Source organism: Sporofaciens sp. St.21A7, assembly GCF_059728535.1.
Genome location: NZ_BAAGFN010000001.1, coordinates 148,603 through 160,512 on the forward strand (window position 1 = coordinate 148,603; position 11,910 = coordinate 160,512).

Here is an 11,910-nt window from a genome sequence, read left to right on the forward strand (position 1 = left end):
ATTTTCTTAGCACGCTAGTGCAATGCTGTACTAGATCAAGAGAAGAAGAAAAGGAGGAAATACTGTGAAAATCAATGACCTTTATTATCAGAATGTCCAGGCGACAACTGGATATACTTCAAATGCGAACAATGTAGCGGCGGCAGAGAAGGCAGCACAGGAGCAGAATAAGGATGCGGTGAATGCCGTAGATAAGAAGAATACACAGGCTAACACAGACCGTGTAGAATTTAGCAAGGACACGAAAGTAACGAACAAGATGAGCGATTCCGAGAGGGCTTCACTGGTGCAGAGCTTGAAGGCTGATCTGGATAACCAGATGGCACGCTTCACAAACATGATGACTCAGATGTTCCAGAAACAGGGAATTACCGGCATGAGTGCGAATGGCGACGACATGTGGAGAAGGATTGCCAGCGGCAACTTCACGGTAGACGCACAGACGAAGGCAGAGGCTCAGCAGGCGATTTCCGAAGACGGATACTGGGGCGTAAAGCAGACTTCACAGAGAATCTTTGATTTTGCTTATGCACTTGCAGGAGACGATTCGGAGAAGATGAAGGAGATGCAGGCAGCAGTAGAGAAGGGCTTTGAGCAGGCGACCAAGTCATGGGGCAAGGCTCTGCCGTCTATTTCTCAGGAGACTCACAGCGCAATCGGCGATCTGTTCGACAGCTACTACGAGAAGGCCGGAGTTTCCAAATAAGAAGATTGGGTTGGAATATTGCGAAGACACAAGGGAGCGGGAAGAAGATACCGTTCCCTTTTTCCGTATTTGCGTTAATTTGAAAAAATATCGGATGAGAGGTTAAAACATCTGTGTTTGCGCCGATATGTATTATAAGAGAATCCGTATCAGAGTTGTTTTAAAGAAGCAGCAGCAGAGGGGGATAGGTCATGCCAAGGGTCAAAGAAGCGGGCGGGGATTTGAGCCTGCCGACGGCTGCGTCTGTGGCAGCAGAGAATAGGATGGCGAAAAAGATTGCACAGATGGAGGCTGGGCAAGTCTTGATTACCGAAGCTGCCAGACACGCGGCGGAGGCGAAGGAGAATCTGGAGAAGGAGCGTGCCGACAGAAAAGCGCAGCAGGAAGAGGACAATGGCAGAAACCGTACGGAAGAGAAACGGGATACACCGGAACTTTCCAAGCAGAGCAAGTGGTTTGGAATCGAGGGGAAGCTTCTGGAGGAAGCTGATGTCAAGTGGACTCTTGAGATGGAACAGGAAATATGGGAGGCGTTTCTTGCATGGATGCCCTCAGGTGACACCCAGCTTTCGGCGCAGCTTAACGAATTATCCAAGCTCTATCTTGCACTTTTGGAGGCAATCCTGACACATACATTGGGAGAGGAGCAGGCCGTTCAGATGGAACGGCTGAATGAAGTCCTGTCTCAGAAGTTGAACCTTTTACTGGAGGAAGATCTGAATGAGCTTCTGGAACTGTTGGAGAAATCCGGACAAAGAGAGGCAGTTAAGGTCGTTAAATCCAGCGTATATAAGCAGACGACGGGCGAGTCGATTTCTCCTGGGGCTGCGGACAGATTTTATACACGGGGCACCATGAAGACTGGGGGGAACACCCGATTTTTCATGCCGGAAACACAGATGCAGGAAGCACGGGGCGGCAGGGGCAAGAAAGGTATGTATACCGCTTCTGTTACGAATGCATCTTCCGGGAATCTGTCCGCATCATCTGAGGAGGAAGGAAGAATCTACAGTGTGACGAAGGGCAGGAATGTCCGAATCAGTCAGGAGTATGATACCAGGAGCCGTTCCGGAGAGCAGCAGATCAGCCAGAGAAACCAGGCCATAAGCAAAGCCGGAAAAGAGGCTTCCAAAACACCGGGCATCACGGTGGGGAGGGCGGCAGTGACCGGAAAAGAACTGGAAAGGGCGAACAGCTTTGCCGCACATATGGGCGGGAGCGGAAATCTGCTCAAGAATCCGGGTATCAGCGCCAAGAACGAAGAGGTGACGGGGCTGATTGCGGCGCTTACGTCTATCAAAGGACAGGTATATGCAGAGAGTTCCGGGAAGAACAGCGCATTGAAGGTTCCGGTCAAGAGCGCTATTAACCAGATGGTAGACTATTATCTTGCCCAGAAGGGCGTCTATAAGGTATACCATTACACGACGAATATTTACGAGAAGACGAAAAGTCCCCAGAAAGCAGCGGAAGAGGGGCTTCAATATGCATATAAGATATTCATAGAGAAAAAAGGGGATTCCGTATACCGGCAGCAGGAGGCGTATTCCGAGCGGGCGGGGTTCTTCCAGATGTTTCTGAAAAACCAGAATATACAGGCAGATCTGATCAGAGGGATGAAACTCTTAGAAGGGAACTGGCGGGAATTCCTGAAATCTATCGGAGAGAGCGATAAGAAAGGGATTGCGTTTACCATGCAGAAGCATAGTCCTTGGGCGATGTTGATGGAACCGGAGGAACTGAGGAAAGACGGGAAGAAGGGCAAGGAAAAAATCATTCTGGCGGAGGCGGCCTGTGTGGCGGTTATGGTCGTCGTATATCTTTGTTACCGGCTGTTTTTCGGGTAGCGATATAGTGGCTGGTTTATGGCAATACTGAGTTAGAGAGAATAAGAAGCAGGAGAGACAAAAATAAATGGAGCGAGAAAATTTAAAAATTTTTGAAGAATTCCGTTCACATGCAAAGCCAGAGATGCTAGAGGATATCCGTTTATTTCTTGGAGTGGAAGACGGAGTGGGCGAATGCCGCGTCGAGACGGATGACAGCCAGAAGATTTATGTGAACATTGTATTGGAAAAATTTTCCTATCTATTAGCAAAAAACATTTTTTTACATCTTTCAGAGTTCATGCGGCACAGCTATTTTAACGTCTATGCCTGTGAAGAAATGGAAGAGCGGGTATGCTATCATTTCATCACAGGCCTGAGCGGAAAAGACGGCGTTAAGATGGAAGTCGCATTTCACTAATGGCACATTCCCCGCTACCTCTTCAACCCGTATTCCCGCACTAATTCAAACGGCGCCGGTCCCACATCAAGTACTGCCTTATGGAATTTCTCCTGAGAAAAATCATCTTCCCACGCCTCAAGCGCTTCTTTTTTCATCTCAAGAAATTCCACATAGCCAATATAATATTTCAGATAATTCGCAGGATCGGCAATGATCAAATCATAAATCTTTTCTATGGTATCCGTATCAGTGATTCCATAGCTCCGAAAGAAAGACACCGCGTCCAGAAGCGTCCATCCTTCATAGTGGATTCCCATATCGGCAAGGGCATAAAGCCCCAGAATTACAGAAGTGTTTTTCTGCATCAGCGTTGCCTGTTCCTTAGAAACAGGGGCGTAGTAATAACTCATCATCTCACTGTAGGTCGCCCAGCCTTCTACATAACCGCCGTAGTTCAATAGAGTCCGGATGGGATCTGGGTTCCGGCTGGCGTAGTAGGTAGTCTGGTATAGATGTCCGGGATACCCCTCATGGGCGAGAGTCGTAAAGAGCGACAGGTCATCCGGCAAATGTCCCTGATTGATGTAAATCACATTATCGGAGGAATTGTCAATCGCAGGTATCATGTAAAAAGCCGGGCTTAAATATTCTTCCATGGATTTTTGGACATATTTGATTTCTGTGTTGACTCTGGGCGGTTTTGGAAAATTGTCCGCTAATTTTTCTTCCAAGTCCGCCAGGATTGCCGCCGGGTCAGGGTTTTCTAAGAGCGTTCCCTGTGTCTTGAACAGGTCGGAGGAAACCGAAGCCCCTTCTGCGGTGGGAGAAAGAATTTTCTGCATATCCGTAAGGTCTGTGAACATCTGTCCTTGAGTCAACTGCTGCAATTCCGGGATAGTTCTTGAGGAACCGGTCTCGGAGGCGACAGTCAGTTCATAGTATTTTCTGCCGTCGGGCAGATGGCAGAGTCCGTTGTTATTCTTTCCGGTTTCCCGTAATGCAGTAAGTCCGTCTTTTAGCTCAGCATAAGCCGGAAAAATGTAATTTTTGATATGTTCGGAGTTGGCTTCTATGTAGGCGTTCTTCGTTTCATCTGGCAGTTCTACAGCGGCGAGCCGTTCTGCAAAGGAGGAATAGAGATAGTTCTGCTCCCCCATATCGATGAAAGACTGGCACTCCGCTATGATGGCGTCGGCAGAGTAAGATGCCATGAACAGACCGGATTCAGACTTTGCCTGTTCAAATTCCAGAATCGAGTGAAAATACTCCGGGGCCTTGGTCAGCAGTTCCAGATAGGTATCGATATCGGACTGGCCGTAGAACTGATATTCCGACAGCAGTACGGGAAGCTGTGCCTGTGTCCCGGTCATGGGCGCCAAAGGTTCTTCGTAGAGTGCGTAAGGGGCAAGCGCATGGGCGGAGGACATATAATTTTCAAGAATATCGTAGGTCAGCTTATTTTTTTTCGATAGACGGTTTCGGTCAAATGAGTGAAGTACGGCAATTGCGTTTTCCGCAGAGGCGCAAATCGCCGCGGTGTCTGTGGTGCAATACCCGAAAGTCACGGGTGCATGGTCAATCCCATAGGCTTTAGGGTTCTTTAAGGTATAATGTAAAGAAATCGTGCTTCCTGCTACTTCCTGGCAGAAAAGCTCTTTCGTGTAGGTTTCAAACCGCTGGTTTTCATTTCCGCTAAAATGACGGAATAAAAAGACAGACACAATGAGAGCCGCCAGAAACAGGGAGGCAATGATTACAGAGCGTTTTTTTGACATAAGGAACCTTCCATGTTTTTTATATGTATATGCAGCAAATGTGAAAGACATGCAGGATTTTTGGACAAACCTAGTACTAGTGCTGCTTGTAAACCAGAAAAAATTTTTTTATAATAGAGGTGTAATGGAGTTCCAGCTTTATTCTGGGCGTATTTTTTAGAAAGGACGGCTGCATGAATATAACGTTAATGGAATATTACCGGGAATTAAAGGGCTATACATATGAGAAAATTTCGGAGTTGACAGGCATTCCGATGGAAACGATACGGAAGATGTTTAGCGGTGAGATGGAAACTCTGGATTCTGAAACCTTACAGGCGTTGGAGGAGGCGCTGAAGCCGAAACAGTATGGGAATGAGGTAAGGGAAACAAGTGTATATCAGGTAGAAAAGAAAGGCTATACGTTAGAGGATTATTATGCGCTGCCAGACGAGCAGAGGGTGGAACTGATAGACGGAAAGTTCTACGATATGGCAGCGCCGACGACCGGGCATCAGGACGTGATTTTTCGGGTTTCCAGACAGATTGCAGATTATATCGATCATCAAAAAGGAAAATGCAGTGTATGGATTGCACCGGTAGACGTGTGCCTTGACAGAGATGACAAGACGATGGTACAGCCGGATATATTGATTGTCTGCGCCAGAGATAAGATTACGAAAAGGTGTATTATGGGCGCGCCGGATTTCGTTATGGAGATTCTGTCAGAATCGACCCGGAAGAAAGATATGTGTCTGAAACTTCACAAGTATGAGGCGGCTGGCGTAAGGGAATATTGGATGGTGGATATAGAAAGGCGTATTGTGATTGCATATTTCTTTGAAAATGACGATTTCCCAACGATATACGGCATGGGAGAGAAGGTTCCGGTGGGGATTTTTGGCGGCGGATTACAGATTGATTTTAGAATTATAGAAAAGGCTTTGGCGGATATTGGGCAATAAATTAAAAACCGTACTTGACAAGCTAAGCCGGAGTGTGATAGGATTTTGAACATAATTAATGAAAGAAAAAGCGATGAGGAAGAGAGTAAGCTTTTTGAAATCTTACAGAGAATTCCCGGAGAACTGCAAAAGACGGCGAGAATCGTTTTGGCAGTTTGGAACTATGGTTCAAATGCGGCAGTGATTGGAGCATGGGGATGCTGAGAGGGATAGAGGGAGAATGGCTGAAGATGGCTTCTGAGCAGCGCACCGACTATGGGATATCTGTGTAGGACAGTAAAGGAATTCTGGAAATTTCGGAACTGTCTGAGTATCGTCCGATATAGGCTGCGATGGGTTCGCCCGTTATAGCGTAAGAGTGTTGCCGGGTATTGCAATGGCTGCACTTAGCGAGGTTCTGTCTGTGAGGGCAGGACGAAATAGAAGTGGTAACACGGTAAGATTCCGTCTTCTTGGTATATTTGACAATATACTCGGGAGGACGGTTTTTTTATGATTGTATGCCTTGTCGGGGCGGGCGGACTAACGTCCGACAAAGTTTAGAGAAAGGAGAGAAAGAAAATGAGTGAAAGACCAAAGTATTATATGACGACGGCGATTGCCTATACGTCAGGAAAACCCCATATCGGGAACACCTATGAGATTGTCCTTGCGGACGCGATTGCGAGGTACAAAAGGAGCAAAGGATACGACGTATTTTTCCAGACCGGGACAGACGAACACGGTCAGAAAATCGAGTTGAAAGCAGAGGAGGCGGGGATTACGCCCAAGGAATATGTGGATCGCGTGGCAGGGGAAATCCGCAGGATCTGGGATTTAATGAATACCTCCTATGACAAATTTATCCGCACGACAGACGAGGAGCATGAGAAGCAGGTTCAGAAGATTTTCAAGAAATTGTATGACAAAGGGGATATTTACAAGGGGCACTATGAAGGAATGTACTGTACGCCTTGTGAGTCTTTCTTTACGGAATCCCAGCTTGTGGACGGCAAATGCCCGGACTGTGGGCGTGAAGTCCAGCCTGCGAAGGAAGAGGCATATTTCTTCAAGATGAGCAAATACGCGGATCGGCTGATTGAGCATATCAATACCCATCCGGAATTCATCCAGCCGGTATCTCGGAAAAATGAGATGATGAATAATTTCCTGCTTCCAGGACTGCAAGATTTGTGTGTATCCAGAACTTCGTTTACATGGGGCATCCCTGTGGACTTTGACCCGAAGCATGTGGTCTATGTGTGGCTGGATGCGCTCACGAACTATATTACAGGAATTGGTTATGACTGCGGCGGAGAGGGTACGGAGCAGTTCCGGAAGGATTGGCCGGCAGATTTGCATCTGATTGGGAAGGATATCATCCGGTTCCATACCATTTACTGGCCGATTTTCCTGATGGCGCTGGATTTGCCGCTGCCTAAGCAGATTTTCGGGCATCCGTGGCTTTTGCAGGGAGACGGCAAGATGAGCAAGTCCAAGGGAAATGTGCTGTATGCGGACGAGCTGGTGGATTTCTTTGGGGTGGATGCCGTGCGTTATTTTGTGCTTCATGAGATGCCGTTCGACAATGACGGTGTGATTACGTGGGAGCTGATGGTGGAGCGTATGAATTCCGACCTTGCGAATACGCTGGGAAATCTGGTGAACCGCACGGTTTCTATGACCAATAAGTATTTTGGCGGCACGGTGACGGATAAGGGTGTGGCGGCGACGGAGGAAGACACAGCCGTGGATGCAGATTTGAAAGCGGTGACGGAGAATACGCCTAAGGCTGTGGATGCGAAAATGGAGAATCTGCGGGTTGCAGATGCGATTACGGAGATATTTAATCTGTTCAAGCGGTGCAATAAATATATTGACGAGACGATGCCGTGGGCGCTGGCAAAGGATGAGGCGCAGAAAGAAAGGCTGGAGACGGTGCTTTATAACCTGATTGAGAGCATCAAGGCAGGGGCGGTGATGATTGAGCCCTTTATGCCGGAAACCTCCGGAAAGATTCTTGGACAGTTGGGCGACGGTAAGGTGACGGAGAAGCCGGAGATTTTATTTGCCCGGTTGGATATCGAAGAGGTGATGAAGAAGGTGGAAGAGCTTCATCCGCCTGTGAAAGAGGAAGCTGGGAAGGATGGAGAGACAGCGGCTCAAAAGACAGAAGACGCTGTGATTGATATTGAGGCGAAGCCGGAGATTACATTCGAGGAGTTTGGGAAAATGCAGTTCCAGGTCGGCGAGATTATTGCCTGTGAGGAAGTGAAAAAGTCGAAGAAACTATTGTGTTCCCAGGTGAAAGTAGGCAGCCAGGTGAAGCAGATTGTGTCAGGAATTAAGGCGCATTATAAGCCGGAGGATATGGTCGGGAAGAAGGTCATGGTTCTTGTGAACCTGAAACCGGCGAAGCTGGCTGGCGTGCTGTCTGAGGGGATGCTTCTGTGCGCTGAGGATGCGGATGGGAATCTTGCGCTTATGACGCCGGAGAAAGAGATGCCGGCGGGAGCGGAGATTTGCTGATCATTGGGGGAGCGTGAATGCTGAAAGGAACAGATAGTTGATGGAGCGTGAATGTTGAAAGAAGCAGATGGCTGATGAAGTGTAAACGCTGAAAAAAGAAAGAGGGATGTCGCATTATGGAGAAAATTAGAATTGGAATCGTCGGATATGGAAATATCGGCAGGGGTGTGGAGCTTGCCATTGCCCGCAATGAAGATATGGAATTGAAAGCCGTGTTCACGAGACGGGAGCCGGCTTCTGTGAAAATATACACGGAGGGAGCGGCGGTTCTGCATGTGGACGATATGCTGGCCATGAAGGACGAGATAGACGTCATGGTGCTTTGCGGTGGTTCTGCAACGGATCTGCCAGTGATGGGGCCGCAGATTGCGGCGAATTTTAATACGATTGACAGTTTTGATACCCATGCCAGAATTCCGGAGTATTTTGGCAATGTGGACAAGGCGGCGAAAGAGGGCGGAAAGGTTGGGATTATTTCGGTGGGATGGGACCCGGGAATGTTCTCGCTGAACCGTCTGTATACGGAAGCGATTCTGCCTCAGGGGAGCACGTATACGTTCTGGGGAAAAGGCGTGAGCCAGGGGCATTCTGATGCAATCCGCCGGGTGGATGGCGTGAAGAACGGCATTCAGTATACGGTGCCGATTGATGCGGCCGTGGAGCGGGTAAGGAGCGGAAGTGAGCCGGAACTGACCACGCGGGAGAAGCACCTCAGGGAATGTTATGTGGTTCCGGAAGAAGGCGCCGATTTGCAGGCGATTGAGAATGAGATTAAGACGATGCCTAATTATTTTGACGATTATGACACAACGGTATCATTTATTACGGAGGAAGAATTGAAGGCGCAGCACAGTAAGATGCCTCACGGTGGGTTTGTAATCCGCAGCGGTGAGACTGGGGAAGAGGGAAACAGGCATGTTATCGAGTATTCCTTGAAGCTTGATTCTAATCCGGAATTTACGGCTAGCGTGCTGATATGTTATGCAAGGGCGGCGTACCGCCTGGCAAAGGCAGGAGAGTGCGGGGCAAGGACGGTGTTTGATATTGCTCCTGGGCTTTTGTCTGTGAAGACGGCAGAAGAGCTGCGGGCAGAACTTTTGTAAGAAGGTTGGTCACAAGGTTTGCAGACAGGTAAATACGGAAGGGGATGCCGTTTTCGGCATCCCCTTATCTTATCCCCAATATGCTTTTAAAGCGGCGAATCTGGCAGCAAAAGATTTTTGGCATTCACTTCCGTCTGTGCGATTACCTCTTCACAGGTAATCCCTTTGAGCCTTGCAATTTCCGCAGCGATATAAGAGATATACGCAGAATTGTTCCGTTTTCCCCTGTAAGGCTCCGGAGCCAGATAAGGGCAGTCTGTCTCAAGGACAATGGATGTAAGGGGGATTGCTTCGACGGTTTCCTTTAATTTTCGGGCATTTTTGAATGTGACTACCCCGCCCACCCCGATATGGAAGCCCATGTTCACGTAATCTAACGCCATTTCCCTAGAATAAGAATAGCAGTGGATGATGCCTTTAAGCCCGCTGGCATATTCCCTTATCATATCCATGGTATCGGCAGCCGCCTCACGGCTATGGATTAGGACGGGAAGGTTCTGTTCTCTTGCAAGGGCAAGCTGACGGATAAACCATTTTTTTTGAATATCATGAGATACGTTGTCCCAATAATAATCAAGACCAATCTCCCCCACGGCAATTACCTTGTCTCTTTTGAACAATTCTTTCATGCGGGCGAATGACTCGTCGTCCAGCTCGCCTACATTGTCTGGGTGGACGCCGACCGCAGCATACATGAAGGGATAGTCCTCGGCCATGCGGGCGACTTGCTCGCAGGAACGGAGGGTTGCGCTGGCATTAACGATGGTCCCCACTCCGTTGTCTGCCATGGATTGCAGCAGTGTATCGCGGTCATTGTTAAATTGTTCATCGTCATAATGGGCATGTGTATCGAAAATCATAAGAAGCTCCTTTCTAATTATTCTCTCAACACATTACTACATCTTTTGGGATTTCGCAAGTTCTGGCATTATTCAGAATTCAATTTCGGATACAAGCTCCCCAGATTCATTGCATAGGATAGTATCGTATACTATCCCAAATCTATAGTGCAGCTCGGTTCGATAGAGTTCCAGCTCTAAATATTGGTTAGGTCTGTCTCCATTCAGCATCATATGGGTTTCTGTAACTTCTTTGGCAAGGGCGTCCTTGTCGATGGGAAGAAAGCTGTGTATTACCATAGTGATTTCATTTTCTGTAAGATTGGGGGAAGACATGACGGTAGAGTGTAGGATTTCATACGGTCTGATTTCTTCCATACAGAACGCTAACAACAGGATAGCGGGTGGGATAATAAGCCCCAATTTCTTTTTCTTCATGTATGTATACCTCCTTATTCTGTGCCGAAGAGAAACGGTGCAATTAATTACAGTGTAATTTATTACATCTATTTTTTCAAGAAAAATCTGGGTATACTAATCGAAAAGATGTAATGTGGGGTTGAAATATGAAGAAAATAGTGATTGATATTGAGAGGGTTCTGGCTGAGAAGGGTGTCAGTAAGACAACGCTCTGCTATTGGTGTCGGCTACAGCGTACTCAGTTGAATAATTACTGTAAAAATAAGGTAGTCCGCGTGGATCTGCATACGCTGGAGAAGATGTGTGACTATCTGGAGTGTGATGTGTGCGATATCCTCAAGATGGTAGAGGCAGAGGGAGAAACAGAAGAGATGGACGGCAGTGTTCTGTAGCAGTACAGGATGCTGCCGTTTTAGTTGTATGTGGTTACATTTTGGAAAAAATAGTAACGAAATTGTAAATTGTATTTAAAATCGAACAGAGATATTGTACAATATATGGTAAAATAGTATCAAGATTAGAGAAGGCATCTGTGAGAGAGGGATAGACTGATGGGGAAAGTAATTTTTCTGGACATTGACGGTACAATAAGGGATTTTGACGGTACAGTTTTAGAGTCGGCGGTGGAAGCAATCCGTAAAGCAAGGCAGAACGGCCATGAGGTAATCCTGAATACGGGACGGTTATACTGCCGCATTGAGAAGAAGATACGAGATATCGGATTTGACGGAGTAATCGCAAGTTCGGGAGGATATATCGAGTATCACGGAGAGCGGATCGGGCATAAATATTTCACACAGTTGGCGTATATTGAGCTTATGAAAGACCTGTTAGAGCAGGATTGTGTTGTGGAAATGGGAAATAACAAGGAGAGTTATGTGTTTCAGGAGAACTGGGAGGATTACTGCAAGATTTATACGGAACTATGCGAGAGATTATGCGTGGATGAATCGGAGGCGTTGATGCCAAGGCCGGTGGAATCTTTGTTGGAGGTGCCGGATGTGGAGCAGCTGATTGTGTTCAGCCGGGAAGAAGTCAGCCGGGAGATCCTGTCTAAATGGGGATATTCGTTCCATATCACCCACCTTGGGCTGCCTTATGAGGAAAGGTGGACGGGGGAGATTACGCCCAATTATATCACGAAAGCAGAGGCTATACGGCAGATTTTGAAGGTGAAGGAATGCGGCCGGGAGGATGCTGTCGCAATTGGGGACGGAGACAACGATATTGAGATGATACGTTACGCAGGAACAGGGGTTGCCATGGGGAATGGCTCGCCGTGGGTGAAGGAGATTGCGGATTATGTGACGGATTCGATTGAGAAAGACGGTCTGTGGAAAGCGTTTTCCCATCTTGGGCTTTTGTAAAGGCGGCGCGTATAGGGGC

12 protein-coding genes are annotated in these 11,910 nt (G+C 47.6%); 9 read left to right on the forward strand and 3 right to left on the reverse strand.

Going from position 1 to position 11,910, the window contains the following annotated elements; all coding sequences use genetic code 11:
- Window positions 1-64: 64 nt before the first annotated feature.
- From AC6I3O_RS00745 to AC6I3O_RS00755, 3 genes are all read left to right on the forward strand, one after another.
- Window positions 65-706 carry a hypothetical protein gene (locus tag AC6I3O_RS00745; RefSeq protein ID WP_497849347.1) on the forward strand — a complete coding sequence of 214 codons (642 nt, stop codon included), beginning with the start codon at window positions 65-67 and terminating at the stop codon, window positions 704-706.
- 191 nt (window positions 707-897) lie between these two features.
- A complete protein-coding gene (locus tag AC6I3O_RS00750; RefSeq protein ID WP_497849348.1) occupies window positions 898-2,553 on the forward strand; it encodes a hypothetical protein in 1,656 nt (551 codons plus the stop codon).
- Between the two features lie 67 nt (window positions 2,554-2,620).
- Window positions 2,621-2,953, forward strand: coding sequence for a hypothetical protein (locus tag AC6I3O_RS00755; protein WP_497849349.1), 333 nt, complete (start codon window positions 2,621-2,623; stop codon window positions 2,951-2,953).
- 14 nt (window positions 2,954-2,967) lie between these two features.
- On the opposite strand, the gene AC6I3O_RS00760 is transcribed toward AC6I3O_RS00755, so the two are convergent.
- Window positions 2,968-4,710, reverse strand: coding sequence for a DUF885 domain-containing protein (locus tag AC6I3O_RS00760; protein WP_497849350.1), 1,743 nt, complete (start codon window positions 4,708-4,710; stop codon window positions 2,968-2,970).
- 173 nt (window positions 4,711-4,883) lie between these two features.
- Here AC6I3O_RS00760 and AC6I3O_RS00765 point away from each other — a divergent pair, with 173 nt between their 5' ends.
- The 4 genes from AC6I3O_RS00765 (at window position 4,884) to AC6I3O_RS00780 (ending at window position 9,265) form a co-directional block, all read left to right on the forward strand.
- Window positions 4,884-5,654, forward strand: coding sequence for a Uma2 family endonuclease (locus tag AC6I3O_RS00765; protein WP_497849351.1), 771 nt, complete (start codon window positions 4,884-4,886; stop codon window positions 5,652-5,654).
- Between the two features lie 45 nt (window positions 5,655-5,699).
- Window positions 5,700-5,858 carry a hypothetical protein gene (locus AC6I3O_RS00770; protein ID WP_497849352.1) on the forward strand — a complete coding sequence of 53 codons (159 nt, stop codon included), beginning with the start codon at window positions 5,700-5,702 and terminating at the stop codon, window positions 5,856-5,858.
- A 357-nt stretch (window positions 5,859-6,215) separates the two neighbouring features.
- On the forward strand, window positions 6,216-8,162 hold the full coding sequence (gene metG, locus AC6I3O_RS00775; RefSeq protein WP_497849353.1) for a methionine--tRNA ligase: 1,947 nt from the start codon (window positions 6,216-6,218) through the stop codon (window positions 8,160-8,162).
- A gap of 116 nt (window positions 8,163-8,278) precedes the next feature.
- Complete coding sequence (locus AC6I3O_RS00780; RefSeq protein WP_497849354.1) at window positions 8,279-9,265, forward strand: diaminopimelate dehydrogenase; 987 nt, start codon at window positions 8,279-8,281, stop codon at window positions 9,263-9,265.
- An 86-nt stretch (window positions 9,266-9,351) separates the two neighbouring features.
- On the opposite strand, the gene AC6I3O_RS00785 is transcribed toward AC6I3O_RS00780, so the two are convergent.
- Window positions 9,352-10,125 (reverse strand): TatD family hydrolase, encoded by a 774-nt coding sequence (locus tag AC6I3O_RS00785; RefSeq protein WP_497849355.1) that lies wholly within the window; start codon window positions 10,123-10,125, stop codon window positions 9,352-9,354.
- A 72-nt stretch (window positions 10,126-10,197) separates the two neighbouring features.
- Window positions 10,198-10,542, reverse strand: coding sequence for a hypothetical protein (locus AC6I3O_RS00790; protein WP_497849356.1), 345 nt, complete (start codon window positions 10,540-10,542; stop codon window positions 10,198-10,200).
- Between the two features lie 128 nt (window positions 10,543-10,670).
- On the opposite strand from AC6I3O_RS00790, the gene AC6I3O_RS00795 reads away from it, so the two are divergent.
- Both AC6I3O_RS00795 and AC6I3O_RS00800 read left to right on the forward strand, forming a co-directional pair.
- Window positions 10,671-10,916: a helix-turn-helix domain-containing protein gene (locus AC6I3O_RS00795; RefSeq protein ID WP_497849357.1), complete on the forward strand. Its 246-nt coding sequence runs from the start codon at window positions 10,671-10,673 to the stop codon at window positions 10,914-10,916.
- A gap of 159 nt (window positions 10,917-11,075) precedes the next feature.
- Entirely contained in the window at window positions 11,076-11,891 is an 816-nt protein-coding gene (locus AC6I3O_RS00800) for an HAD family hydrolase (protein WP_497849358.1), read from the forward strand.
- Window positions 11,892-11,910 lie beyond the last annotated feature (19 nt).

Excerpts from the sequence above, each read along its gene's own strand:
- AC6I3O_RS00750 (WP_497849348.1), top strand. The coding sequence starts at position 898 with ATGCCAAGGGTCAAAGAAGCGGGCGGGGATTTGAGCCTGCCGACGGCT.
- AC6I3O_RS00755 (WP_497849349.1), top strand. The coding sequence starts at position 2,621 with ATGGAGCGAGAAAATTTAAAAATTTTTGAAGAATTCCGTTCACATGCA.
- AC6I3O_RS00760 (WP_497849350.1), bottom strand. The coding sequence starts at position 4,710 with ATGTCAAAAAAACGCTCTGTAATCATTGCCTCCCTGTTTCTGGCGGCT.
- AC6I3O_RS00765 (WP_497849351.1), top strand. The coding sequence starts at position 4,884 with ATGAATATAACGTTAATGGAATATTACCGGGAATTAAAGGGCTATACA.
- metG (WP_497849353.1), top strand. The coding sequence starts at position 6,216 with ATGAGTGAAAGACCAAAGTATTATATGACGACGGCGATTGCCTATACG.
- AC6I3O_RS00780 (WP_497849354.1), top strand. The coding sequence starts at position 8,279 with ATGGAGAAAATTAGAATTGGAATCGTCGGATATGGAAATATCGGCAGG.
- AC6I3O_RS00785 (WP_497849355.1), bottom strand. The coding sequence starts at position 10,125 with ATGATTTTCGATACACATGCCCATTATGACGATGAACAATTTAACAAT.
- AC6I3O_RS00790 (WP_497849356.1), bottom strand. The coding sequence starts at position 10,542 with ATGAAGAAAAAGAAATTGGGGCTTATTATCCCACCCGCTATCCTGTTG.
- AC6I3O_RS00795 (WP_497849357.1), top strand. The coding sequence starts at position 10,671 with ATGAAGAAAATAGTGATTGATATTGAGAGGGTTCTGGCTGAGAAGGGT.
- AC6I3O_RS00800 (WP_497849358.1), top strand. The coding sequence starts at position 11,076 with ATGGGGAAAGTAATTTTTCTGGACATTGACGGTACAATAAGGGATTTT.